This window comes from Pseudomonas sp. CFBP13509, from assembly GCF_005233485.1.
GTDB lineage: Bacteria > Pseudomonadota > Gammaproteobacteria > Pseudomonadales > Pseudomonadaceae > Aquipseudomonas > Aquipseudomonas marginalis.
The window spans coordinates 186,758-212,300 of record NZ_QGAA01000009.1 but is presented as its reverse complement, the minus strand read 5'-3'; the positions used below and the strand labels follow the sequence as shown (position 1 = coordinate 212,300).

Annotated in this window: 23 protein-coding genes; 8 read left to right on the top strand and 15 right to left on the bottom strand. The window is 61.8% G+C overall.

Annotation, left to right across the window (positions count from 1 at the left end; genetic code table 11):
• Positions 1–4 precede the first annotated feature (4 nt).
• The 4 genes from PspCFBP13509_RS17165 (at position 5) to PspCFBP13509_RS17150 (ending at position 4,615) form a co-directional block, all read left to right on the top strand.
• The gene (locus tag PspCFBP13509_RS17165) at positions 5–2,437 is read left to right on the top strand and encodes a TonB-dependent siderophore receptor (RefSeq protein ID WP_065947475.1); all 2,433 of its coding nucleotides are present in this window, start codon (positions 5–7) and stop codon (positions 2,435–2,437) included.
• 171 nt (positions 2,438–2,608) lie between these two features.
• Positions 2,609–3,712 carry a PepSY-associated TM helix domain-containing protein gene (locus PspCFBP13509_RS17160; RefSeq protein ID WP_137212391.1) on the top strand — a complete coding sequence of 368 codons (1,104 nt, stop codon included), beginning with the start codon at positions 2,609–2,611 and terminating at the stop codon, positions 3,710–3,712.
• The gene (locus PspCFBP13509_RS31370; RefSeq protein WP_137212390.1) at positions 3,709–3,879 is read left to right on the top strand and encodes a DUF4175 domain-containing protein; all 171 of its coding nucleotides are present in this window, start codon (positions 3,709–3,711) and stop codon (positions 3,877–3,879) included. Before PspCFBP13509_RS17160 ends, PspCFBP13509_RS31370 begins: the two co-directional genes overlap by 4 nt.
• Before the next feature lie 106 nt (positions 3,880–3,985).
• A complete protein-coding gene (locus tag PspCFBP13509_RS17150; RefSeq protein WP_065947477.1) occupies positions 3,986–4,615 on the top strand; it encodes a glutathione S-transferase in 630 nt (209 codons plus the stop codon).
• A gap of 85 nt (positions 4,616–4,700) precedes the next feature.
• On the opposite strand, the gene PspCFBP13509_RS31365 is transcribed toward PspCFBP13509_RS17150, so the two are convergent.
• From PspCFBP13509_RS31365 to rloA2, 5 genes are read right to left on the bottom strand one after another with little or no spacing between them, the layout of a single operon-like run.
• Positions 4,701–4,844: a hypothetical protein gene (locus PspCFBP13509_RS31365; RefSeq protein WP_159440258.1), complete on the bottom strand. Its 144-nt coding sequence runs from the start codon at positions 4,842–4,844 to the stop codon at positions 4,701–4,703.
• Positions 4,841–6,214 carry a cell envelope integrity protein CreD gene (gene creD, locus PspCFBP13509_RS17145; RefSeq protein ID WP_065925432.1) on the bottom strand — a complete coding sequence of 458 codons (1,374 nt, stop codon included), beginning with the start codon at positions 6,212–6,214 and terminating at the stop codon, positions 4,841–4,843. The genes PspCFBP13509_RS31365 and creD overlap by 4 nt, the downstream gene beginning before the upstream one ends.
• Positions 6,215–6,265: 51 nt before the next feature.
• Positions 6,266–7,705: a two-component system sensor histidine kinase CreC gene (gene creC / locus PspCFBP13509_RS17140; protein WP_065947478.1), complete on the bottom strand. Its 1,440-nt coding sequence runs from the start codon at positions 7,703–7,705 to the stop codon at positions 6,266–6,268.
• The gene (gene creB, locus PspCFBP13509_RS17135; protein ID WP_027605971.1) at positions 7,705–8,373 is read right to left on the bottom strand and encodes a two-component system response regulator CreB; all 669 of its coding nucleotides are present in this window, start codon (positions 8,371–8,373) and stop codon (positions 7,705–7,707) included. Before creB ends, creC begins: the two co-directional genes overlap by 1 nt.
• A gap of 9 nt (positions 8,374–8,382) precedes the next feature.
• Positions 8,383–8,883, bottom strand: a complete 501-nt coding sequence (gene rloA2 / locus PspCFBP13509_RS17130; RefSeq protein ID WP_065925434.1) for a retropepsin-like aspartic peptidase RloA2 — start codon at positions 8,881–8,883, stop codon at positions 8,383–8,385.
• Between the two features lie 173 nt (positions 8,884–9,056).
• Between rloA2 and PspCFBP13509_RS17125 the strand changes: the two genes are divergently transcribed.
• Complete coding sequence (locus tag PspCFBP13509_RS17125) at positions 9,057–9,944, top strand: acyltransferase (protein WP_065925435.1); 888 nt, start codon at positions 9,057–9,059, stop codon at positions 9,942–9,944.
• Here the strand turns inward: PspCFBP13509_RS17125 and PspCFBP13509_RS17120 are convergent.
• Positions 9,941–10,513 (bottom strand): DUF2780 domain-containing protein, encoded by a 573-nt coding sequence (locus PspCFBP13509_RS17120; RefSeq protein WP_074847782.1) that lies wholly within the window; start codon positions 10,511–10,513, stop codon positions 9,941–9,943. The genes PspCFBP13509_RS17125 and PspCFBP13509_RS17120 overlap by 4 nt on opposite strands.
• Before the next feature lie 138 nt (positions 10,514–10,651).
• Between PspCFBP13509_RS17120 and PspCFBP13509_RS17115 the strand changes: the two genes are divergently transcribed.
• The gene (locus tag PspCFBP13509_RS17115) at positions 10,652–11,110 is read left to right on the top strand and encodes an anti-sigma factor (RefSeq protein ID WP_065925437.1); all 459 of its coding nucleotides are present in this window, start codon (positions 10,652–10,654) and stop codon (positions 11,108–11,110) included.
• A gap of 135 nt (positions 11,111–11,245) precedes the next feature.
• On the opposite strand, the gene fdhA is transcribed toward PspCFBP13509_RS17115, so the two are convergent.
• From fdhA to PspCFBP13509_RS17075, 8 genes are all read right to left on the bottom strand, one after another.
• On the bottom strand, positions 11,246–12,445 hold the full coding sequence (gene fdhA / locus PspCFBP13509_RS17110; protein WP_053130983.1) for a formaldehyde dehydrogenase, glutathione-independent: 1,200 nt from the start codon (positions 12,443–12,445) through the stop codon (positions 11,246–11,248).
• 119 nt (positions 12,446–12,564) lie between these two features.
• On the bottom strand, positions 12,565–13,422 hold the full coding sequence (purU, locus tag PspCFBP13509_RS17105) for a formyltetrahydrofolate deformylase (RefSeq protein WP_065925438.1): 858 nt from the start codon (positions 13,420–13,422) through the stop codon (positions 12,565–12,567).
• A 142-nt stretch (positions 13,423–13,564) separates the two neighbouring features.
• On the bottom strand, positions 13,565–14,197 hold the full coding sequence (locus tag PspCFBP13509_RS17100; protein ID WP_027605977.1) for a sarcosine oxidase subunit gamma: 633 nt from the start codon (positions 14,195–14,197) through the stop codon (positions 13,565–13,567).
• A 145-nt stretch (positions 14,198–14,342) separates the two neighbouring features.
• Entirely contained in the window at positions 14,343–17,360 is a 3,018-nt protein-coding gene (locus tag PspCFBP13509_RS17095) for a sarcosine oxidase subunit alpha (RefSeq protein ID WP_027605978.1), read from the bottom strand.
• Positions 17,357–17,659 (bottom strand): sarcosine oxidase subunit delta, encoded by a 303-nt coding sequence (locus PspCFBP13509_RS17090; RefSeq protein WP_003194855.1) that lies wholly within the window; start codon positions 17,657–17,659, stop codon positions 17,357–17,359. Before PspCFBP13509_RS17090 ends, PspCFBP13509_RS17095 begins: the two co-directional genes overlap by 4 nt.
• A 15-nt stretch (positions 17,660–17,674) precedes the next feature.
• Positions 17,675–18,925: a sarcosine oxidase subunit beta gene (locus tag PspCFBP13509_RS17085; protein ID WP_010207084.1), complete on the bottom strand. Its 1,251-nt coding sequence runs from the start codon at positions 18,923–18,925 to the stop codon at positions 17,675–17,677.
• 22 nt (positions 18,926–18,947) lie between these two features.
• Positions 18,948–20,201, bottom strand: coding sequence for a serine hydroxymethyltransferase (gene glyA / locus PspCFBP13509_RS17080; protein WP_137212389.1), 1,254 nt, complete (start codon positions 20,199–20,201; stop codon positions 18,948–18,950).
• A 170-nt stretch (positions 20,202–20,371) separates the two neighbouring features.
• Positions 20,372–21,100: a TraX family protein gene (locus tag PspCFBP13509_RS17075; protein ID WP_137212388.1), complete on the bottom strand. Its 729-nt coding sequence runs from the start codon at positions 21,098–21,100 to the stop codon at positions 20,372–20,374.
• Positions 21,101–21,190: 90 nt separating this feature from the next.
• Between PspCFBP13509_RS17075 and PspCFBP13509_RS17070 the strand changes: the two genes are divergently transcribed.
• Entirely contained in the window at positions 21,191–22,231 is a 1,041-nt protein-coding gene (locus tag PspCFBP13509_RS17070) for a threonine aldolase family protein (RefSeq protein WP_027605982.1), read from the top strand.
• A gap of 86 nt (positions 22,232–22,317) precedes the next feature.
• Here the strand turns inward: PspCFBP13509_RS17070 and gbcB are convergent, their stop codons facing one another.
• The gene (gene gbcB / locus PspCFBP13509_RS17065) at positions 22,318–23,418 is read right to left on the bottom strand and encodes a glycine-betaine demethylase subunit GbcB (RefSeq protein ID WP_065925442.1); all 1,101 of its coding nucleotides are present in this window, start codon (positions 23,416–23,418) and stop codon (positions 22,318–22,320) included.
• 281 nt (positions 23,419–23,699) lie between these two features.
• Here gbcB and gbcA point away from each other — a divergent pair, with 281 nt between their 5' ends.
• The gene (gene gbcA / locus PspCFBP13509_RS17055; RefSeq protein WP_065925443.1) at positions 23,700–24,995 is read left to right on the top strand and encodes a glycine-betaine demethylase subunit GbcA; all 1,296 of its coding nucleotides are present in this window, start codon (positions 23,700–23,702) and stop codon (positions 24,993–24,995) included.
• Positions 24,996–25,543: the final 548 nt, after the last annotated feature.

The following is a 25,543-nucleotide window of genomic DNA, read 5'->3' as shown; positions in this document are numbered from 1 at the left end:
CCCTATGTCCCGCACGCTAGACACCTTGTTGCGCCCCAGCCTGTTAGCCGTGGCCATTGCCCTCAGCGCCCCGCTGGCCAGCACTGCGCTGATTGCCGCCGAACAAGCCTCCAGCGTGCGCGCCTACAACCTGCCGGCCGCGCCCTTGACCAGCACCCTGAACCAGATCGCCAGCCAGGCCGGCCTGGCACTGACCCTCAACCCAGCATTGGCCTCGGGCAAGACCTCGGCCCCGGTCCAGGGCCAGTTCGATGCACCGGGTGCACTGCGTGAAGCCTTGCGTGGCACCGGCTTGCAGCTGGAGCAGAGCAGCGCCGGGACGTATACGCTGGTGGCGGTTCCGGAGGGGGTGATGGCGCTGCCGGTGACTAACATCACAGGGCAAGATGGCAACCAGGAAAGTGCCTGGGGCCCGGTCCAAGGCTACCTGGCCACACGGACCGCCGCCGGCACGAAGACCGACACCGCCCTGGTGGAGGCCCCGCGTTCGATCTCCGTGGCCACCCGCGAGCAGATGCAGGATCGCAACGTGCAGAACCTGGACGACGCGGTCAAATACATGCCCGGCATCGTGTCCGCCAGTTATGGCAGCGACACCCGCTACGACTGGATGCGCGTGCGCGGCTTCGAGCCCACCCAATTCCTCGATGGTCTGCCACTGCCGCGCGGTGTGTACGCCAACCCCAAAGCGGAAACCTGGAACCTCGACCGCCTCGCGCTGCTGCGTGGCCCGGCCTCGTCGGTGTACGGCCAGACCCCACCGGGCGGCCTGCTGGACATGGTCAGCCGACGCCCCAGCGCAGAGTCGAGCAACGCCATCCAAGTGCAATACGGCAGCGACAACTACCGCCAGATCAACTTCGCCAGCACCGGCAAGATCGATGATGAAGGCCAATTCCTCTATGGCCTCAGCGGCGTGGTACGCGATGCCGGCACCCAGGTCGATCACATCGACAACAAGCGCTACAACATTGCGCCGAGCCTGACCTGGAACATCGATACCGACACCAAGCTGACCCTGCTCTCGCAGTTCACCCGTGACGATACCGGGACCACCAGCCAGTTCATGCCGATCCAGGGCACCAAGATCAAATCGCCGCTGGGCGAGGTCTCCCACCACAAGAACCTGGGCGACCCGGACTACGAGTTCTACGATCGCACCTACTACGCGCTGGGCTATGCCTTCGAGCATCGTTTCAACGACACCTGGCAGTTCAAGCAAAACCTGCGCTACACCAAGTCGGATCTGTCGTTCCAGCAACTGACCGTGGGTTCCTACGCGTTCTCCCCCGCGGATGCAGCGGGCAATATCAGCCGCTCGACCACCAACGTCGACGAGGACATCGGCCAGTTCGCAGTGGATAACAACTTCCAGGCAGACTTTGTCACTGGCGATGTCATCCACACCCTGCTGCTCGGCCTGGACCACCAGCGCACCGATACCTCCTATCGCGCGATATTCGGGACGGCCTCGGGCACCAATATTTTCAACCCGATCAATACCCAGCCAACCCTGCGCCCGACCGATGTCCGACCTTTTTACGACTACAACCAGAAAACCGTGCAGACCGGTCTCTACGTGCAGGACCAGATGGCCCTGGACAAGTGGCGCCTGACCCTGGGCGGGCGTGAAGATTGGGTGCATCAGGGCACCACCTACTTCAACGACAGCGATGCGACCAACACTGACCGCATCAAACACTTCAGCGGCAACGCGGCGCTGAGCTATGTATTCGACTCGGGCTTCGTACCCTACTTGTCCTACGCCGAGTCGTTTCAACCGGCGAGCAACGCCGATACAAACGCGCTCAAGACGTTCAAGCCCACCGAAGGCAAGCAGTGGGAAATGGGGGTCAAGTATCAGCCGCCCGGCTCCAATACGTTGCTCAGTGCAGCGGTCTACGACCTGACCCAGAAGAATGTGCAGGTAACCACCCTCGGCGCTGGGGGCCAGCAGATCAACAGCCAGACCGGCGAAGTGAAGGTCAAGGGCCTGGAGTTGGAAGCCGTGTCCGATGTGACCGAGAACCTTAAGGTCATCGCCGCCTATACCTTGGCAAAATCCGAAGTGCAGAAAGGCATCTACAAAGGCAACCGCCTGACACTGATGCCCAACCAGCAAGCCTCGCTGTGGACCGACTACACCTGGCACACCGGTGTGCTTGACGGTTTCGGCATCGGCTTTGGCGCCCGTTACACCGGCAACACCTATGGCGACCAGGCCAACACCTGGCTGGGAAAGGCCAACGCCTATACCGTGTTTGACGGTGCGGTGCATTACGACCTGGGCCGCCTGGACAACAGCCTCAAGGGTGCATCGGTCAAGTTGAACGCCACCAACCTGTTCAATAAGGACTACCTGTCGACCTGTGATGGCAACTACTGCTACTTCGGCGACCAGCGCAGCGTCGTCGCCAGCGCCACCTACCAGTGGTAATCGACCGCTTATGTGGGCGGCTTTGGCGTGTTTGAAGCATGAGTCTCTACACAACTTCAATAGGCTAATGCGTAGCAGCTGTCGAGCCTTGGCGAGGCTGCGTTTGCGGTGTGTCAGGCATAACGCAAACGCAGCCTCGCTTGCGCTCGTCAGCTGCTACAAGGCTAGAAAATGAAAAGCAAAACCATCCGCCGCTGGTCCTTCATCCACACCTGGACCAGCCTGATCTGCACGGTGTTCCTGCTGCTGCTCGCCCTCACCGGCCTGCCGCTGGTGTTTCACCACGAGATCGACCACCTGCTGGGCAACGAGCCCCAGCTGGCGCAGATGCCCGCCGATACGCCACAGCTCAACCTTGAGCAGTTGGTGGCCAAAGCCCAGGCCCATCGCCCGGGCGAGGCCATGCAATACCTGGCGTGGGATGAAGATGACAAGAACGGCGTGATCGCGATCATGGCCGCCACAGCGGGCACCGAACCCAACTCATCCCACACCTTCATGCTCGATGCGCGCACTGGCGACGCGGTCGAGATGCCGGCGGCCAATGGCGGCTTCACCCTGTTCCTGCTGCGCCTGCATGTGGATATGTTCGCCGGCCTGCCGGGCAAGTTGCTGCTGGCGTTCATGGGCATTCTGTTTGTGCTCGCGATTGTCTCGGGCACGGTGCTGTACCTGCCATTCATGCGCCGCTTGAAGTTCGCCACGGTGCGCCAGGACAAGTCCAGGCGCCTGCGCTGGATCGACCTGCATAACCTGATCGGCGTCGTCACCCTGACCTGGGCGCTGGTGGTGGGCGTGACCGGCGTGATCAGCGCCTGTGCCGATTTGATCATCGCCGCCTGGCGCACCGACAGCCTCAGCGCGATGATCGAACCCTACAAAAACGCCCCGCCCCTGACCCAACGCGCCCCCGCGAGCGAGCTGCTGAGCATCGCCGCCAAGGCCGCGCCCGGCATGCAGCCGGACTTTATCGCCTTCCCCGGCACGCGCTTTTCCAGCGAGCACCATTACGCAGTGTTCATGAAGGGCAGCACACACCTGACCTCACACCTGCTCACGCCGGTCCTGATCGACGCCGGCACCCTGGCCGTCACCGCCATCGCCGAACGGCCGTGGTACATGGACGCCATGGGCATGTCGCAACCACTGCACTTCGGCGACTACGGCGGCATGCCGATGAAGATCCTCTGGGCGGCGCTGGATGTGCTGACCATCATCGTGCTGGTGAGCGGGATTTACTTGTGGATCGTGCGGCGCAAGGCGGGCAAGGCATGAAGCCAAGGCAGTCGAGTTTCTGGAGGGTATTTGGCATTCCCCTGGGGATTGGCCTGCTCAGCGCCGCCGGGTTGTTTGCGGCGTTGCTGGGGGATGGGCTGTGGGATTCGTTGAGTTGGGTGGGGTTGGGCATCCCCGCGTTGATCGGCGCATGGGCCCTCCTGTAGGAGCCGGCTTGCCGGCGAAAAACCAGAGAGCACCGCGTCAAAGCAGACGCGCTGCGTTATCGTTAACGTTCTTCGCGAGCAAGCTCGCTCCTACAGAGGAAAGCCCATGTCTGCGCCCAGCATGACCTTGTTCCACAACCCCGCGTCACCGTTCGTGCGTAAAGTCCGCGTGCTGCTGGCCGAGACCGGCCAGCAGGACCGCGTCGCCCTGCATGGCTGCATGCCGACCCCGGTCAACCCCGATGCGCAGCTGGTGCAAGACAACCCCGTGGGCAAGATCCCGGCCCTGCGCCTGGCCGACGGCAGCGTGCTGCACGACAGCCGGGTGATCCTCGATTACTTCGACCACCAGCACGTCGGCAACCCGCTGATCCCCCGCGATGGCTCGGCCCGCTGGCGCCGCCTGACCCTGGCTTCGATGGCCGACGGCATCATGGATGCCGCCGTGCTGGTGCGCTACGAGACCGCCCTGCGCCCGGTGGAAAAACACTGGGCGCAGTGGCTCGACGAACAGCGCAACAAGATCCGCCGCGCCCTCGCCGAGCTGGAACAGGACGCCATTGCCGAACTGACCAGCCACTTCGATATCGCTTCGATCAGCGTGGCCTGCGCCCTGGGCTACCTCGACTTTCGTCATCCCGACATGCAATGGCGCTTGGATAACCCCAAGCTTGCCGCCTGGTACCTCGAGGTCAGCCAGCGGCCTTCGATGCAGCAGACCCAGCCGCCGGCCTAGCGGGCCTGTTGTAGTGAGCGGGCTTGCCCCGCGCTGGGTGGCGAAGCCGCCCCAAAACCTGCAATGGCGGTCCATCTGGAGAAACTCATTGCCTGGAATGGGGCCGCTTCGCGCCCCAGCGCGGGGCAAGCCCGCTCACCACAACAGCACTTCGCCACACTGGAAATAGCGCATTGATTTTGCCCACCAACAGCACCCGCGCCTGCTGATCCTCGCGCAACCCGATCATTGCACCGCCTCCAGGTCGAACTGCAGCGGCTCGGCCGCCTTGCGCTTGCCCACGCCGTACCAATCCAGCTTACGCGTCAGCACCATCACCGTCCCCAGCAGCCCGAACAGCAGCAGCGAGCCCATCAGCAGCGCGTAGTCCTCGGCACTCAACAGCCCGTACAGCAAGCCATACAGCGCCGCCAGCCCCGCCGAAAACCCCAGGCCATGGGCAACGCTGCGCAGCACGTGGCACACGTAGAACCCGATCAACAGCACGCAGGCACTCGCCGAAATCAGGTAGGCCAAGGCAAAGCCCAGGTGCTCGGACAACGACAACAACAGCAGGTAGAAGAACGCCAAGGCAACGCCCACCAATGCGTACTGGACGGGGTGCACCGCCAGGCTCTTGAGCACTTCGAACAGGAAGAAACCGGCAAAGGTCAGGGCGATAAACAGCAGCGCGTATTTGATCGCGCGGTCGCTCTTGAGGTACTGGTCCACCGGGTCGATGAAGTTCACGCCGAAGCTGCGGTTGTTGAAGTCGTTGCAGCCCTGGCCGTCCAGGCACGTTTGCAGGGCCTGTTCGAGGTTGGTGGAAAAGAATGAGGTCTGCCAGTTGGCCGTGAAGCCGTTGTCAGTCACTTCGCGCTGGGCCGGCAGGAAGTTGCCGATAAAACTGGGGTGCGGCCAGTTGGAGGCCAGGGACACCTGACTGGTCTTGCCCACCGGCACCACTTGCAGTTGCTCGGTGCCTTGCAGGCGCAGGTCGAAGGCGAAGTCCACTACAGCCGGTTTCTTGCTGTCCTGCTCCGGCAATGCCACATGCACGCCCTCCCCCAGCCAGTCCACTTGGGAGCCCGGCTCGAACTCCAGGCGCTGGCTGCCCAGCTCCAGCTTCAGCGCATTTTCGATGCCGCGAATATCGCTTATCCCCACCGCCAGAAACGCCGGTTCGAAGCGGTAATCGGCAAAGTCTTCGGTGATGCCCAACTGTGCCGGCAGCTCGAAACGCCCACTGATACGGTTGTCGGCATGGAACAGCCGCGCCTGGTAAATCCCCCGTGCGCGCAGTTCGGTCTGCACCTTGCCGTCGAGCTCAAAACGGTCCGGCAGGAAATACAGGCGCCCCCGCTCTTCACGGGTGACCTCGTAGCGCTTGTTGAGCTTTTCATTGAGCTTCCACTCGCGCACGGTCTTGCGATACGGCACCACCATCACCGGGCCGGTGAGGCGCTGGGCGTAGCTGGAACTTCGGGCGATGTCCATCAGGACGCCGTCGCGCAGTTGCTGGCGGTCACTGATGATGCCGTTGATCATCAGCAATGGAATCAGCAACAGCAGGATCAGCAGCGCAATCGCGCCAAGTTTGAAAAGCAGGCTGCGGTTCATGGGTCTCTCCCTGTTTTGATGGGGAGAGTCTGGACAGCCTGTGTGGGGGATTTATGTGGGCAATGTGGAGACTGTGTGGAGATGCAGCACCACGTGCACACCGCCCGGCACATTGCCGATCTGCAAGGTGCCGCCGTGCAGCTTCATGACTTCCTCGACAAAGTTGAGGCCCAGGCCGGTGCTCTTGCGTCCGCTTACGGGACGCGGCAAGGAATAGAAGCGCTCGCTGAGGCGCGGCAGGGCATAGTCGGGGATAGGCGCGGCCTGATTGAACAGGCTCACCTGCACGTCGTTGTGCAGCGTCTGTGCGCTGAATCTCAACACGCCACCGGGCGGTGTGAAGTCCAGCGCGTTGTCCAGCAAGTTGCCCAGTGCCTGGCGCAACAGGAAGGGCTCGCCAAACACCTTCACATCCGCCGCAATCCCTTGCTCGACGTGCAGCCCGGCGCCTTCGATTCGCGCACATTGGGCGTTGAGTACGTCATCGACCAAGGCCGCCAGCGGGATACTCGCCTGCGCCTCCAACCCCTGGCGTTGCTCCACCTGCGCCAGGTTCAGCAGACGTTCGATCAACTGCTGCAGGCGCGCGCTTTCGCTGTCGATATTGCCGACGAAGCGCTGCTGCTGTTCGCGGCTCATCTCGCCCTGCAACAGCTCGGCCGCGCCGCGAATCGCTGCCAGCGGGCTTTTCAATTCATGGGTCAGGGTGTGCACGTAATGTTCGACGTAGGCCTTGCCCTCCAGTTGCGTGCGCATGTGCTCGACGGCGGTGGACAGCTGCTTCAGCTCGCCGCCGCGATAATGCGGCAGCTCTGCCCTTCGGCCTTCACTGACGGCTTCGGCGTAGGCGGTCAGGCGACGCAGTGCAACGCTCAGCCACCACGACAGCAACGCACCGAGCAACAGGCCGAGGATGACCAGGCCCGCGCCGTACCACAGCAGGCGGCGCTCAGTGCGGTCGACATACGGCTGCAACGAGCTGTTGGGCTTGGCCACGGTGACCACGCCGATGATCTGCCCGTTATCACGGATCGGTGCGCCGACGTGCATCACCGATGAGGTGGGGTCATCCGCTGCGCTACGGGTGGAGCGCGCGCCGTATTCGCCGCGCAGGGTCAGGTAGACGTCGTTCCACTTCGAGTAGTCCTGGCCCACGGCTTCGCCCGTGGAGTCGAGCAGCACGGTGCCTTTGGCGTCGGTCACGTAGATACGGTGGTTGACCTGGTTTTTCGCCAGCCCCCAGATGGTCGCGCCGGGCTGGCGGTTGCCATAGGCCTTGAGTAATTCGGGCCAGTGGCTCTGGCCGAGGGTGCCGTGCTTCACGTCATCGCGCAGGATTTCGGCCAGCAGGTTGGCGGTGTCCACCAGGGTTTCTTCAGTGGACTGGCGCACGCCGGGGCGGATTTCCTTCATCACCGTGCTGAGCACGAAGTAACCGGTGAGGCCGATAAACAGCGCATACACCAGGAAAATCCGCAGCCCCAGGCGCATCAGCTGTTGCTCGGGCTGTAGCTGTAGCCGAGGCCGCGATGGGTCTGGATCGGCTCGGCATCGGCGGCCACGCTGCGTAACTTGCTGCGCAGGCTCTTGATGTGGCTGTCGATATTGCGCTCGTAACCGGCGTCGGCCGCCACGCCCACCGCGTCCAGCAACTGCTCGCGGCTGAACACCCGCTCGGGTTGCTCCAGCAGGCTTTGCAGCAGGCGGAATTCATGCCGGGTCAGGCTCAGGGGTTGGCCGCGATAGCTGATTTGCATGCGCTCCAGATCGACCTGGAACAGCGCCGGCGCCACACCAGGGCCGACGCGCTTGAGGATCGCCCGCACCCGCGCCGCCACTTCCCGTGGGCTGAACGGCTTGACCACATAATCGTCGGCGCCGATCTCCAGCCCCACCACGCGGTCGATCTCGCCATCCCGCGCGCTGAGGAACATCACCGGCACTTCACTGAAACGGCGCAATTGCTTGCAGGTTTCAAAACCGCTGATGTCCGGCAGGCCGATGTCGAGGATGATCAGGTCGGCCGGGGTCTGGCGCTGATGGGCCAACGCCTCCTGGCCGAGGCTCAGCCAAGTGGTGGTAAAGCCCTCGCCTTGCAGGGCGAATATCAGCGTGTCGGCTATCGCCGCTTCGTCTTCGACAATCAGGATGTGGGGCATGGGTTCAAATCAGCAGTCCGGTTTGTCGGCAGTGTAGCGACGGGCCGGGTTTACTGCTGCGCCAAATTCACGCAAGGCCTTGGCGCCGATCAGCAACGGGTAATTGAAGCTGCTGCGGTCGGTGAGGTTGACCTCGACGGTACGCTTGACGTTGCCCAGGCACATTTCCAGGTCGATCACCGGGCGCTTGGTCACAGAGGCTTCGTCTTTTTCGTCGTCTTCGTCGGCGCGGCTCTTGATCTTGCTGATGCGCGAGACCTTGTGTTCGTAAACCTTGTTGGTAGCGTCCTTGCCGCCGAGGCGGAAGCGCACCCAGTCGTCACCGTCACGGGTGAAGGTCTCGATGTCACGGGCCGACAGCGAGGCGGTCAGCGCGCCGGTGTCCATTTTGGCCTTGAAGGTTTCGCCGATCTCCGGCAACTGGATGTATTCGTAGCGACCGTAAAGGGTCGGCTCGGCGGCCATGACAGGCAGGGCAACCAGGGCGAGGGAGGCAAGAAGCAGTTTCACGAAGTGATTTCCTCGGAAAGAAGTAGGCGGATTCTAGACCGCAAAGACAGCACTTAGTTAGTCACGCCCACCATAACTGGCACATTGTGAAACATTCGTACGGCCATTTGCGATTTGGCCTCTAGACTCAGCTTGCTTATGATGGCCCGCCCACAAGATTCCAAGAGTTACTTATGCGCCGCCTGCTCACCGGCTGTTTGGTTTCACTGCTGCTGTTGCTCAACACCCTGGTCTTGATCGGGCCGCTGCTGGTGTTTGCCCTGCTCAAACTGGTGGCGCCCGGGCGCTATCGGGACTACGCCTCATGGGCGGTGATGTGGATTGCCGAGACCTGGGCCGAGATCGACAAGCTTATTTTCGCCTTGTGCATCCCCACCCAATGGGACATTCGCGGCGGCGACGAGCTGCGCGGCGACACCAGCTACCTGGTGATCAGCAACCACCAATCCTGGGTGGACATCCCGGCGCTGATCCAGGCCCTCAACCGCCGCACACCGTTCTTCAAATTCTTCCTGAAAAAAGAACTGATCTGGGTGCCCTTCCTGGGCCTGGCCTGGTGGGCACTGGATTACCCATTCATGAAACGCTACACCAAGGTGTTCCTGGCCAAACACCCGGAGCTGGCAGGGCAGGATTTAAAGATCACCAAGGAGGCGTGCGAGCTGTTCAAGCGCCAGCCGGTGACCGTGGTCAATTACCTCGAAGGCACGCGGTTCAGCGAGGCCAAGCGCAAGCAGCAGGCTTCGCCATTCACTCACTTGCTCAAGCCCAAGGCGGGCGGCGTGGCGTTTGTGCTGGCGGCAATGGGCGAACAGCTGGACGCCGTGCTCGACGTGACCGTGGTCTATCCGCAGCAAAAGATTCCGGGGTTCTGGGATTTGATCAGCGGCGCGGTGCCCAAGGTGATCATCGACATCCAGACCCGTGAGCTGGACCCGGCGTTGTGGCAGGGGGATTACGAGAATGATCCGGCGTTTCGCCAGACCGTCCAGAACTGGGTCAACCAGCTCTGGACGCAGAAGGATGCGCGCATCGAACAACTGCGCGCGGAGCGTATTTAGCTACCGGTGCCCCAGGCCTGGGCCAGTTTACCCAGCAGCGAGCTGTTGGCGCCCTGCCCGCCCAGGTATTGCAGGATCACCGGAGCAAACTGGCTGACCATCCCGCTGTCCATGCCCAGTGCGCTGAACGCGGTGTTCAGGTCGCTGGTGTTCTTCACGTTACCCAGCAGGCCGTCCAGGCCGCTGGTCTTGCTGCCGCCGGCCTGGCCGAGCATCCCGCTCAAGGCCCCGAGGCTGCCCAATGCATTGTTACCCGACAGTTGGTCGAGGCCCGGCACGCTGTTGCCCAGCTGCGAATAGTCGTTGCCGCTGAGTTTGTTCTTGGCCAGGCCCAGCATCGCGCCGGTACCGCCGACGGCCTGCTCGGGAGTGATGTTCAGTTGCGAGGTCAGGGCGCTGAGCAGGCCGGCCGTCTCGGACGACGGTGCAGCAGCTGCGGCCTTGTTGTTGCCCCCTTGCATGCCGGAAATGGCATTGGCCGCGTCGCCAAGGCTGAACCCTGCGGCAAACACCGGGGTGGCGGCCAGGCTCATCAGGCAGGAAAAGGCGAAACCGCGTGAAATCTTCATCGAGACAACCTCTGGGTGTAGGGGGTGAAAGCAGGCGTTTGACTGGGTATCCGGCGCATTGTTCCGGGCGCCCCAGGAACCCAATGGCCAGGTCAGAGTCCATGAAACAACGTCAAAAACTTGCCAGGAAACAGCCCTATGAGCGCGACCCGTCCCCAAGTGATTGAGCCCAAGCCCCCCTTCTGGAGCCGCCCCCGTCTGTTTATCGGTGTGTGCGTGGCCATAGTCGCCGGCCTCGGCGGCGCGTTTTACACCCAGGACAACGTCAAGTCCGCCGCCACCCTGATCACCACCACCCAACAGCCGGCGGCGCAGATCATGGCGCACAAGGATTACCTGGAAGTGCAACCCATCGCCATCACCGCACCCGCGCCGGACCAGAGCCTGGAACTGTGGGCGATACCCGACGGCGGCAAGCCCGTGTCACTTGGACTGATACCAAAGGATGGCGAGGGCATCATCGGCTTGAACCCGAGGCAGCAGGCCTCGATCAGCAAACCGGTGGAATTGATGGTGAGTGCGGAGAGCAAAGGCGGCTCAGTGAGCAAGCAACCGACGGGACCGACCGTCTATCAGGGGGCTTTGGCCAACCGCTGATGTTCCAAACACCACAACCCACTGTGGGAGGGGGCTTGCTCCCGATGGCGTTGAGTCAGCCAGCAAATAGGTAACTGACTGAACGCTATCGGGAGCAAGCCCCCTCCCACATTTGGGTTTTCGTATGCCTGGGATTTACGCCGCACTAAACAACTTATGCGGATCAATCACAAACTTCTTCGGCACGCCCGCATCGAACTCGCCATACCCACGTGGCGCGTCATCCAGGCTGATCACCTGCACACCAACGATCTCGGCAATGTTGATACGGTCCCACATGATCGCCTGCATCAGTTGGCGGTTGTACTTCATCACCGGCGTTTGCCCAGTGTGGAAGCTGTGGGATTTTGCCCAGCCCAGGCCGAAGCGGATGCTCAGGCTGCCCATTTTCGCGGCGGCATCCACAGCACCTGGATCTTCGGTGACGTACAAGCCAGGGATACCGATCTTGCCCGCCACGCGCACCACGCCCATCAGTGAGTTGAGCACTGTGGCCGGGGCTTCGGCCTTGACGCCGTCGTGGCCGTGGCCGCGGGCTTCAAAGCCTACGCAGTCGACGGCGCTGTCCACTTCGGGCTCGCCGAGCAGCGCGGCGATTTGTTCGTGCAGGGGGGTGTCGGTGGACAGGTCGGCAATTTCAAAACCCTGGGCCTTGGCGTGGGCCAGGCGGATCGGGTTGACGTCGCCGATGATCACCACCGCGGCACCCAGCAGGCGTGCAGACGCGGCAGCCGCCAGGCCGACCGGACCGGCACCGGCGATGTACACGGTGCTGCCAGGGCCGACGCCGGCAGTGACGGCGCCGTGGTAGCCGGTGGGGAGAATGTCGGAGAGGCAGGTCAGGTCACGGATTTTCTCCATGGCCTTGTCACGGTCCGGCAGTTTCAGCAGGTTGAAGTCGGCGTACGGCACCAGCACGTACTCGGCCTGGCCGCCGGTCCAGTCGCCCATGTCGACGTAGCCATAGGCACCACCGGCACGGGCCGGGTTGACGGTGAGGCACACGCCGGTGTGTTGCTCTTTGCACGAGCGGCAGCGGCCGCAGGCGACGTTGAAGGGTACGGAAACCAGGTCGCCGATTTTCAGGTTTTCGACGTCGCTGCCCTTCTCGATCACTTCACCGGTGATCTCGTGACCGAGCACCAGTCCGGTCTGGGCAGTAGTGCGGCCGCGCACCATGTGTTGGTCGGACCCGCAGATGTTGGTGGAGACCACGCGCAGGATGACGCCGTGCTCAATCTTCCTGCCACGGGGATCCTGCATTTTGGGATAGTCGATTTTCTGTACTTCGACCTGGCCGTTGCCGAGATACACGACACCACGATTACCAGACATGCTTTCACCTCGCTGTTGTTTTTATGGAACTGCGTTGCCCTTTTGGGTGGGCAGCGCGTTTAAGTGCTCGGGTACAGATGCTGTTATTGCGTTGTTTGTAAGGGCCTCATCGGGAGCAGTCAGAGCACCACAGTCCTATTGGCGTTCAAAAACACCCGTCGCTCAATGTGATACCCAACGGCCCGGGCCAAGGTCAACCCTTCGATGTCCCGCCCCTTCGCAATCAAATCCTCGGGATAGTGACTGTGATCCACCACCTCCACACCTTGGGCGATGATCGGGCCTTCGTCCAGGTCGTTGTTAATGTAATGCGCCGTGGCACCGACCAGTTTCACCCCCTTGTTGTACGCCTGGTGATACGGCTTGGCGCCCTTGAACCCCGGCAGCAACGAGTGGTGGATATTGATGGCCTTGCCGTCCAGCTTGCGGCACAGCTCCGGCGACAGCACTTGCATGTAACGCGCAAGGATCACCAGTTCGGCGCCGGTCTCTTCCACCACTTGCCACACCTGACGCTCCTGGGACGGTTTGTCGTTAGGGTCGAGGGGGAAATGGTAGTAGGGAATTTGATGCCAGTCGGCCAAAGGTTTGAGATCGGGATGGTTGGACACCACCGCGACCACGTCCATCGACAGTTGCCCGATACGCTGGCGGTACAGCAGGTCGTTGAGGCAGTGATCGGCCTTGGAGACCATGATCACCACTTTTGGCCGGTAGTTCGGCGCCGTCAGCTCGAAGATCATGCCAAAGGCTTCACCCCGCGAGGCCAGGCCGTCGCGGAACGCCTGTTCGTCGAAGCCATCCGGCTGACGGAATTCCACGCGAATAAAAAACCGGCCCGAGAGGCGGTCATCGAACGAATGGTGCTCGGTGACGTAACAGCCCTGCTCGAACAGGTAGCGGGTAACCGCGTCCACCGTGCCGAGCACGCTGGGGCAGTCGGCGGTCAAAATCCATGTATCGGGTGCGCGGCTCATTACAGTTAACTCCTCATACAGCGATGCTGCTTACTGTAGGAGCGAGCTTGCTCGCGAAAAATCCAAGGGCGCCGCGTTCATTCAGGATGCGCGCGTTATCGTTGACGTTTTTCGCGAGCAAGCTCGCTCCTACAGGGTCATATCAGGCTTGAACGCTCAGGCCAAATTCGGCCGAGGCGTCCTGCAACCACAACCACCAGTAATCCGAGAAGCTGCGACGAATCACCAGCTCCCAGGTGTCTTCAGCGGTATGGCGAATCACCAGCTGCGACTTGGCGAACACCGTGCCCACCGCCTTGCCCACCGGGAAGTTGTTGGGGTGCACGTCATAGCTGGTGGACTTCATCAGCACATCGCGCACGTTCGGGCCGCTGAGTTCGAGGATCTGCTGGCCGCCGCTGACGTTGACGACTTGGATATGCAGGTCACCCAGGGCGGCGCGCAGGTTTTGTTCGGCGGCGAATTCCTCACCGCCTGGCACGATCAGCAACCACTCATCCGGGCCGAGCCATTGCAGGCTGGTTTCACCTTTGACGATGACCTGCAGGGCGCCAGGCAGTTCGATGCCCAGGGCCTTGTGCACACCGGCGGCGAAGGCCGCGTCATGGCCGTCGCCACGGATCGTGAGATGACCAAGCAATTTCTTTTCGCGCACGGTCACGCCGGCGTTCTTGCGGCCCTTGCCGACCAGGCTGGCGAGGTCGGCATGGTGCAGCGACGACTCGGCCTTGGCACCGGAGGTGGGGCGTTGCTGGTAAACATTGGCTGCTGTCATGGAGCACCTTTCCTGAATTCTGTTGTGAGGCTGATGGCCTCATCGGGAGCAAGCCCCCTCCCACATTTGAAAGTATTCACACATCAAAATGTGGGAGGGGCGGTGCGACGATTCGACTTGCTCCCGATGGCCGCGCCGCGGTCTATCAGATGTTCTGCCGATCACCCTTAGGATCAAAGAACACCGAAGACACAATCTCCGCCTCGATCACGCTGCCATCCGCCTGGGGCGAGAACACCCGCTCACCGATGCGCTTCAAGCCACCCTTGACCACGCCCATGGCAAACGAATAACCCAGGGAGTTGTGCGCGTAGCTGGAGGTGACGTGACCGACCATCTTCATCGGGATCGTCTGCTTCGGATCGAACACCAGTTGCGCGCCTTCCGGCAGCCACACGTTCGGGTCGATCGGCTTCAAGCCCACCAGTTGCTTGCGCTCTTCACGCACACAGTCTTCCCGGTTCATGCCGCGCCAGCCGATCCACGAGAACGGCTTGGTGCGACCGACACACCAGCCCATGTTCAGGTCGTCCGGGGTCATCGAGCCGTCAGTGTCCTGGCCGACGATGATGAAGCCCTTCTCGGCCCGCAGTACGTGCATGGTTTCAGTGCCGTACGGGGTCAGGTTGTACTTCTTGCCGGCCGCGACGATCTGTTCCAGCACGCCCATGGCGTAGTCGGCCTGCACGTTGACTTCGTACGACAGCTCACCGGTAAACGAGATACGGAACACCCGCGCCGGTACGCCACCCACCAGGCCTTCTTTCCAGGTCATGAACGGGAAGCCGTCCTTGTCCAGGTCGATGTCGGTGACTTCCGCCAGCAGCTTGCGGCTGTTGGGGCCGGACAGGGTCATGGTCGCCCAATGGTCGGTGACCGAGGTGAAGTACACCTTGAGGTCCGGCCATTCGGTCTGTTGGTAGATTTCCAGCCACTGCAGCACACGGGCGGCGCCGCCGGTGGTGGTGGTCATCAGGAAGTGGTTGTCGGCGAGGCAGGCGGTAACGCCGTCGTCGAAGACCATGCCGTCTTCCTTGCACATCAGGCCGTAGCGCGCCTTGCCCACGTCGAGCTTGGTCCAGGCGTTGGTGTAGATGCGGTTGAGGAACTCACGGGCATCCGGGCCCTGGATATCGATCTTGCCGAGGGTGGACGCATCCAGCAGGCCGACGCTGTCGCGCACGGCCAGGCATTCGCGTTTCACCGCGGCGTGCAGGTCTTCACCGTTGCGCGGGAAGTACCACGGGCGTTTCCATTGGCCGACGTCTTCGAACTCGGCGCCGTTTTTCACGTGCCAGGCTTGCAGGGCGGTGTAGCGCACCGGCTCGAAGATGTGCCCACAGTGCCGGCCCGCCACCGCGCCGAAGGTCACCGGCGTGTAGTTGGGGCGGAACATGGTGGTGCCCATCTGCGGGATGGTCACGTTCAGCGAGCGCGCGGCAATCGCCAGGCCGTTGACGTTACCGAGCTTGCCCTGGTCGGTGCCGAAGCCCAGCGCGGTGTAGCGCTTGACGTGTTCCACCGACTCGAAACCTTCGCGGGTGGCCAGTTCGATGGCAGCGGCGGTGACGTCGTTTTGCAGGTCGACAAATTGCTTCGGCGCCCGTGCGGTCGCTTTCTCGTGAGGCACCTGGAACAGCGCCAGGGTCGGCTCTTCCAGACGACTCAAGGCTTTTGGCAGCGTACCTTCCACCGGGGCAAAACCGGCGTCGCTGGCGGCGCGCACGCCGCCTTCAAAACCATCGGCCAGGGAATCGCCAAGGCCGTAGACGCCGTTGATGCCACCGACGCACACACGTTTCTGCGGGGCTTCGCCCGGTACAAACCCGAGGATGTCTTCGCGCCAGGTCGGCTTGCCGCCCAGGTGCGAGGCCAGGTGGACCACCGGGCTGTAGCCGCCGGAGCTGGCCACCAGGTCGCAGTCCAGCCATTCGCCGGGGCTGGTGACTTTGTGCGCCTTGACGTCGATCGCGGCGATACGCGCAGCGGTCACGCGCTTGGTGCCACGGGCCTCGATCACGGCGCTGCCGGTGAGGATCCGAATACCTTTGGCGCGGGCTTCTTCAACCAGTGCACCGCGTGGGTTGTGGCGCACATCGGCCACTGCCACCACTTGCAGGCCCGCATCCAGCCAGTCCAATGCAACGCGGTAGGCATGGTCGTTGTTGGTCGACAGCACCAGTTTCTTGCCCGGTGCCACGCCGTAGCGGCGCACGTAAGTGGAGACCGCACCGGCCAGCATGTTGCCCGGCACATCGTTGTTGCCGTACACCAGCGGACGCTCGCACGCACCGGTGGCCAGCACCACGCGCTTGGCACGTACACGGTGGATACGCTGGCGCACCACGCCAATCGGCGCACGGTCACCGAGGTGGTCGGTAAGGCGCTCGTGGATGGTCAGGAAGTTATGGTCGTGGTAGCCGTTGACGGTGGCGCGGGGCAGCAGCACCACGTCCGGCAGGGCTTTCAGTTCGGCGATGACACTGGCGACCCACTCGGTGGCCGGCTTGCCGTCGAGGCTTTCGCGGGAGTCGAGCAGCGAACCACCGAACTCTTCCTGCTCATCGGCAATGATCACCCGCGCACCACTGCGTGCTGCAGCCAGTGCAGCGGCGAGGCCGGCAGGGCCGGCGCCGACCACCAGCACGTCGCAATGACGGTTGAAGTTGTCGTAGGTGTCCGGATCGTTCTCGGTCGGCGAGCGCCCCAGGCCGGCGGCCTTGCGGATGTACTTCTCGTAGGTCATCCAGAACGATTGCGGGTACATGAAGGTTTTGTAGTAGAAGCCCGGCGGCATCAGCTTGCCGCCGACCTTGCCGAGGATGCCCATCATGTCGTTGTTGACGCTCGGCCAGCCGTTGGTGCTGGTGGCGACCAGGCCCTGGTACAGCGCCTGTTGCGTGGCGCGCACGTTAGGGATTTGCGTGGCTTCGGTAGCGCCGATCTGCAGCACGGCGTTCGGCTCTTCGGCACCGGCGGCAAAGATGCCCCGCGGGCGCGAGTACTTGAAGCTGCGGCCGATGATATCGACGCCGTTGGCCAGCAAAGCAGCGGCCAGGGTGTCGCCCTCGAAGCCTTTGTAGCTCTGGCCATTGAAACTGAAGGTCAGGACTTTGTTACGGTCGATCCGGCCACCGTTGGACAGGCGATTGATCTGGCTCATACCTTCTCTCCAGAGGCCTTGGCGGTGAACTGAGGCTTCTCACCGATCTTGTAGGTTTCAAGAATTTCGTAGGTCACGGTGTCGCGGGTCGCGTTGAAGTACTGGCGGCAACCGGCGGCGTGAATCCACAGTTCGTGGTGCAGGCCACGGGGGTTATCGCGGAAGAACATGTAGTCGCCCCACTGCTCGTCGGTGCAGGCATTCGGGTCCAGCGGGCGCGGGATGTGCGCTTGGCCGGACGCGTGGAATTCCTCTTCGGAGCGCAGTTCGCCACAGTGAGGACAGAAGATATGCAACATAGGGAATTTCTCCTGTTAGTGGGCGACGGCCGCAGCACCGTGTTCGTCGATCAACGCACCGTTGTGGAAACGGTCGATGGAGAAAGGCGCCGCCAATGGGTGCATTTCACCCTTCGCGAGGCTGGCGGCAAATACGTTGCCTGAGCCCGGCGTGGCCTTGAAGCCACCGGTGCCCCAACCGCAGTTGAAGAACATGTTCGGTACCGGGGTCTTGGAGATGATCGGGCACGCATCCGGCGTGGTGTCGACGATGCCGCCCCACTGACGGTTCATGCGCACCCGCGACAGCACCGGGAACATCTCGACGATGGCCTGGATGGTGTGTTCGATCACCGGGTACGAGCCGCGCTGGCCGTAGCCGTTGTAGCCGTCGATACCGGCGCCGATCACCAGGTCGCCCTTGTCGGACTGGCTGATGTAGCCGTGCACGGCGTTGGACATGATCACGCTGTCGATAATTGGTTTGATCGGCTCCGACACCAACGCTTGCAGCGGGTGGGATTCGATCGGCAGGCGGAAGCCCGCCAGCGAGGCCATGTGCCCGGAGTTACCGGCGGTCACCACGCCGACGCGCTTGGCGCCGATAAAGCCCTTGTTGGTTTCCACACCGATGCACACGCCGTTTTCCTTGCGGAAGCCGATCACTTCGGTCTGCTGGATCAGGTCCACGCCGAGTGCGTCGGCGGCGCGGGCAAAGCCCCAGGCCACGGCATCGTGACGAGCCACGCCGCCGCGACGTTGCACGGTGGCACCGAGTACCGGGTAACGGGTGTTTTTCGAGCAATCCAGATACGGAATCTCGTCGGCCACTTGCTTGGCATTCAGCAGCTCGCCATCCACGCCATTCAGGCGGTTGGCGCTGACGCGACGCTCGGAATCACGGATGTCCTGCAGGGTGTGGCACAGGTTGTAGACGCCACGTTGGGAGAACATCACGTTGTAGTTCAGGTCCTGGGACAGGCCTTCCCACAATTTCATCGCGTGTTCGTACAGGTGCGCCGACTCGTCCCACAGGTAGTTGGAACGCACGATGGTGGTGTTGCGCGCGGTGTTACCGCCGCCCAACCAGCCTTTCTCGACCACGGCCACGTTGGTGATGCCGTGCTCTTTCGCCAGGTAGTAAGCCGTCGCCAGACCATGCCCGCCGCCGCCGACGATGACCACGTCGTAGACCTTTTTCGGGGTCGGCGTGCGCCACATCTTCTGCCAGTTTTCGTGGTGGCTGAGGGAGTGCTTGAAGAGGCCGAAGCCCGAGTAGCGTTGCATAGTCATTACTCCAAAACCGCGCTCAGCGATAAACCGGGAAATCAGCGCACAGGGCAGACACGTGCTTGGCCACGTTGGCCTCGACGTCGGCGTCGCCGAGGTTGTCGAGGATGTCGCAGATCCAGCCAGCCAGCTCGATGCACTGCGGCACCTTGAAACCGCGCGTGGTCACCGCCGGGGTGCCGATGCGCAGGCCCGAGGTCACGAACGGCGACTGCGGGTCATTCGGCACGGCGTTCTTGTTGACGGTGATGTGGGCGCGACCGAGGGCGGCATCCGCCTCTTTGCCGGTCAGGCCCTGACGGATCAGGCTGACCAGGAACAGGTGGTTATCGGTGCCGCCGGACACTACATCGTAGCCGCGTTTGATAAACACGCTGGCCATGGCCTGGGCGTTATCGATCACTTGCTGCTGGTAGGCCTTGAAACCGGGCTCCAGCGCTTCCTTGAAGCACACCGCTTTGCCGGCGATGACGTGCATCAGCGGGCCGCCCTGGGCGCCAGGGAAGACGGCGGCGTTGAGTTTCTTTTCAATCTCTTCGTTGGCCTTGGCCAGGATCAGACCGCCACGGGGACCGCGCAGGGTCTTGTGGGTGGTGGTGGTGACCACATCGGCGTACGGCAGCGGGTTTGGGTACAGGCCGGCGGCGACCAGGCCGGCGACGTGGGCCATGTCGACGAACAGCAGCGCGCCTACTTTGTCAGCGATAGCGCGGAAGCGTGGGAAATCCAGGGTCTTGGAGTAGGCGGAGAAACCGGCCACGATCATTTTCGGCTGGCACTCGACGGCCAGACGCTCGACTTCGTCGTAGTCGATCAGGCCGGTGTCAGTGTTGATGCCGTATTGCACCGCGTTGTACAGCTTGCCCGAGGACGACACTTTGGCGCCGTGGGTCAAGTGACCGCCGTGGGCCAGGCTCATGCCCAGGATGGTGTCGCCCGCGTTGATCAGCGCCAGGTACACGGCGCTGTTGGCGGACGAACCGGAGTGCGGTTGCACGTTGGCGTAATCGGCGCCGAACAACTGCTTGGCGCGCTCGATGGCCAGGGCCTCGACCTTGTCCACGTGCTCGCAGCCACCGTAGTAGCGCTTGCCCGGGTAGCCTTCGGCGTATTTGTTGGTGAGGCCGCTGCCCTGGGCCTGCATCACACGCTTGCTGGTGTAGTTCTCCGACGCGATCAGCTCGATATGATCTTCCTGACGCTGCTCCTCGGCGTTCATGGCCGCCAGCAGTGCGTCGTCATATCCCTGGATCTGGTCTTGTTTGCTGAACATCGCGTCTCTCCCAGCCTTTCGTATTGTTGAGGCCCGTGCAGGGCCCTTTGATGCGATGGTAGGGCTGGCGCAGACAGGCCAAATGCCTGCGCACGCCACGCAAAGGTGCGTTTACGACATTAGAGGAGCGCCACGAAATAAATGTGGAATAGGGCTTGTGTGGGAGGGGGTCAGGCGATGATCTGACGGACCAGTAGCAGCAGGAGGAAATGCACTGGATATAAGGCATACGCCCAGCGGCGCATAGGCGGTGGCGAGACATTTTTGGCATGTCGCAATAAGACCAAGCCCGCCAACGGCGCGATCAGACACGCGACCAATCCCAGGAGCGCCACTGGCGTGGCGCTATTGAGCAGGATCTGCCATTGGTTGGCGGCCACGCAGACCCATCCTGGCAACACACTGAAGTACCAAGGCCGACGAAACACCAGCAACATCGCCAGTGGCAGCAACACACCAAAGAAACCGAACATTAAGTGCGACGAAAATACCGCCGCTATCGTGACGGCGATCAACGCCAATCCTCGATCAAAAAACGCCTTCTGCTGCCATCCTCGGGCAACCAGCAGCCCCAACGCCAAGGTGGGCAGCACGTTCAACGTATCGGCGTCCTCGATAAACAGCCGATACGGCACTTCGCTGATCACGCTGAACAGCAGCAGCCAGCCCAGGTAGCGCCACTGGCCGGTCACCGGCGCATTTCGGGCCCGGTGCAGGTTCGCCGCAATCGCCAGGCAAAACCACGGAAACGCCAGGCGCCCCGGCACATACAGGCTATCGAGGCTCAGACCGACATAACGCAGGTGGTCCAGCACCATGCTCAGCAGCGCCAGCCACTTGAGCAAATCCAAAGCGCCATCACGGACGCGTCCGACAGGCATCGTTTCAGAACCGTGCATAATTCCCCAGTGACTTTGCATTTACAGTGCGTGCGCAGCGCCAACCATCTTGGTTACAGTGCGCACCAACATCGACCACAGGAATGGGCCATGACCGACAAGAGCCAACAATTCGCCAGTGACAACTATTCGGGCATTTGCCCCGAAGCCTGGGCCGCCATGGAACAAGCCAACCAGGGTCATCAACGTGCCTACGGTGATGATGAATGGACCCACCGCGCCGCCGACGGTTTCCGCAACCTGTTCGAAACCGACTGCGAAGTGTTCTTCGCCTTCAACGGTACGGCCGCCAACTCCCTGGCGCTGTCCTCCTTGTGCCAGAGCTACCATAGCGTGATTTGCTCGGAAACCGCCCACGTCGAAACCGACGAATGCGGCGCGCCGGAGTTTTTCTCAAACGGCTCCAAGCTGCTCACAGCCCGCACCGAAAACGGCAAGCTGACCCCGGAATCGATCCGCGAGATCGCCCTCAAGCGCCAGGACATCCACTACCCCAAACCCCGCGTAGTGACCCTGACCCAGGCCACCGAAGTCGGCAGCGTCTACACCCCGGAAGAAATCCGCGCCATCAGTGCTACCTGCAAGGAACTGGGGCTGAACCTGCACATGGACGGCGCACGCTTTTCCAACGCCTGTGCGTTCCTCGGCTGCTCACCCGCCGACCTGACCTGGAAAGCCGGAGTGGACGTGTTGTGCTTTGGCGGCACCAAGAACGGCATGGCCGTGGGTGAAGCCATCCTGTTCTTCAACCACAAACTGGCGGAAGACTTCGACTACCGCTGCAAACAGGCCGGCCAGCTGGCCTCGAAAATGCGCTTCCTGTCCGCCCCTTGGGTGGGACTGCTGGAAAACGACGCCTGGCTCAAACATGCGCGCCACGCCAACCACTGCGCGCAATTGCTCAGTAGCCTGGTGGCGGATATTCCCGGTGTGGAGTTGATGTTCCCGGTGCAGGCCAACGGTGTGTTCCTGCAACTGTCGGAACCGGCGATTGCCGCGCTGACGGCCAAGGGCTGGCGCTTCTATACCTTCATCGGCAAAGGCGGTGCGCGGTTCATGTGCGCGTGGGATACCGACGAAGAGCGAGTAAGAGAATTGGCCGCAGACATCCGCGAAGTCATGGGCGCCTGACAATGACTCACTGATGTGCATAAAACAAATGTGGGAGGGAGCAAGCCCCCTCCCACATTTGGATTGTGTTGTGCCTGCTCGAGCAATCAGAACTCGATGCGCACATCGCCCTTCGGTACGCTGCAGCACGACAGGATGTAGCCTTCGGCTTCGTCTTCCTCGGTAATCCCGCCGTTGTGGTCCATCTCCACCTCACCGCCCAGCTTCATCACCTTGCACGTCCCGCAAATCCCCATGCCGCAGGCCTTTGGAATCAACAGACCAAGCTTGGCCGCCGCTGCGTGGACGGTCTCGCCAGGGGCGACGCGAATGCTCTTGCCCGAGGCGATGAACTCCACCTGATGCAGATCCGCCAGGTCGATTTCCGGGGCATCCGCCGCTTGCTCGGCCTGCTCCACCGCGTCGGCGCGGGCTTCCGGCGGCGTAGCGCCGAAGGATTCCTCGTGGTAGCGCGCCATGTCGAAACCGGCGACTTCCAACAGGCGTTTCACCGCATTCATGTAGGGCGTCGGGCCGCAGCAGAACACTTCGCGCTCAAGGAAGTCGGGCACCATCAGTTCGAGCATCTTGTGGTTCAGGTAACCGCGATAACCCGCCCAAGGCTCACCCAGGCCGTGCTTCTCACAGATCAGGTGCAGGCTGAAGTTGTCGATCCGCGACGCCATATGCTCCAGCTCGCGGTGGTAGATGATGTCCTTGGGCGAGCGGGCACTGTGGATAAACGTCATGTCGACGTTGGCGTTGGTGTCGTAGAACCAGCGCGCCATGGACATCACCGGCGTGATCCCCACGCCGCCACTGAGGTACAGCACTTTCGGGCTGGGGAAGTCGATGGCATTGAACAACCCGACCGGCCCGTGCACCGCCAATTCCTGGCCTTCATGCAGGGTGTCGTGCAGCCAGTTGGACACCTTGCCGCCCGGCACACGCTTGATGGTCACCGAGAAGCTGTAGGGCACCGACGGCGAACTGGAAATGGTGTACGAGCGCATGATCGGCTGACCCTCGATCTCCAGCTCCAGGGTGACGAACTGCCCCGGCTTGAAAAAGAACAGGATCGGCTGGTCGGCCATAAAGCAGAAGGTGCGCACATCCCAGGTTTCCTGGATGACTTTGACGCAACGGACGATGTGCCGACCATTGGCCCAGGTCTGGGTGGTTACCGGATTCAGGAAATTATTGGACATGTTGTTCTCCACCGCCGACGTCGGCCTTATGGTGGCGATTCTGCGTAACGCGGGAACCGCCCATTTACCTATCTGCGACATTCACATACTTATCGCGACCAGCCCCCATGCCACGGGGGTTGCGCGTCGGGAACAGAGTGGGCCATGTCGCTCATGGATAAGGTTCGGCGCATCAGCAGCCCCACACTCGCTCCCAACAACGACGTTTTCTTTACGCCTTGCTGCAAACCTGATCAGCCACTATTCGTCGGCCACACAGAATGGCCTTGAGGACACACACGATGGACGTCACCGCAACCTTAAGCTTGGGCGATCCGCTGGAACCCGCACGCAAGGCCACCGCGCAAATGCTGCAAGAGCGCGAGCGCACGTTTTCGCTGCCGCAGCCGTTCTACTCTGATGAGCGGCTGTTTGATATCGATATGCAGGAGATCTTCCAGAAAGAGTGGTTGATCGCCGGCATGACCTGCGAAATTCCCGCCAAGGGCAACTACCTGACCCTGCAAATCGGCAAGAACCCGATCATCGTGATCCGTGGCGCCGAAGGCGTGGTGCATGCGTTCCACAACGTCTGCCGCCACCGGGGTTCGCGCCTGTGCACCAGCGACAAAGGCAAAGTCGCCAAGCTCGTGTGCCACTACCACCAGTGGACCTACGAGCTGGACGGGCGCCTGCTGTTCGCGGGCACCGAGATGGGTGCCGACTTCGACATGAAGCAGTACGGCCTCAAGCCTGTGAACGTGAAGACCGCCGGTGGCTACATCTTCATCAGCCTGGCCGAAAACCCGCCGGCCATCGATGACTTCCTGTCGACGCTGAACCATTACATGGAACCGTACGACATGGAAAACACCAAGGTGGCGATCCAGACCACCTTGTTCGAGAAGGCCAACTGGAAACTGGTGCTGGAAAACAACCGCGAGTGCTACCACTGCAACGCGTCGCACCCCGAACTGTTGAAAACCCTGCTGGAATGGGACGACGTCACCGACCCACGCGCCGACCAGGCGTTCAAGGACCACGTAGCCGCCTCTGCAGCCGCCTGGGACGCCGAGAAGATCCCTTACGCCCACGCAAGCTTCGGCCTGCGTAACCGCATCGTGCGCATGCCGCTGCTCAAGGGCACCGTGTCGATGACCCTGGACGGCAAGCAGGGCTGCGCCAAGCTGATGGGCCGCATCAAGAACCCCGACCTGGGCTCGATGCGCATCCTGCACCTGCCGCACTCGTGGAACCACTGCATGGGCGACCACATCATCGTGTTCACCGTGTGGCCGATCAGTGCCCAGGAAACCATGGTCACCACCAAGTGGATCGTGCACAAGGACGCCGTTGAAGGCGTGGACTACGACGTGGAGCGCATGCGCCAGGTGTGGGACGCCACCAACGACCAGGACCGTCGCCTGGCCGAAGAGAACCAGCGCGGGATCAACTCCACCGCCTACCAGCCTGGCCCGTACTCCAAGACCTATGAGTTCGGCGTGGTGAACTTCGTGGACTGGTACAGCGAGCGCATGTTGAACAACCTCGGCGCAGCCCCGGCGCCTTACCTCAAGGGTGTGGCTGCACACGAATAACCGATACCCACAACTCAAAACTGTGGGAGGGGGCTTAAGGCTTTTTGTAGGAGCGAGCTTGCTCGCGAAAAACTCACAAGCGCCGCGTTCATTCAGGAAGCACGCGTTATCGTTGACGTTTTTCGCGAGCAAGCTCGCTCCTACAAGAAGCGATGTACGCGACCGGCATTAGGGCCCCTCCCACATTTGAACCTCACACTGCTTAATATTTGATCAACTCTCTCGCAGACCACTGGCAGCCTGCCCTCCAGCCTTTACCCAACAACTTATCCACAAAGCCACCCACAGCAATTGTGGGCAACTGCGCTATCCAACCAAAATTAATTGAAGAAAATCCGTGACTTATTCAAGTTGACGGTTCCAACGGCACATTGATCATTTATTGATCAAAACCATACAAGCTACGTAGAACGTGACCTGTAGCGGTACGCAAACACCTTATCCACAGAACCGCCAACAGACTTTGGGGGCAACTTCGGCAGCGCTGTGGAAAACCGCGTCAAACCTTCATATACCAAGGGTTTCAGCTATATTCCTGGGGTTTAGCG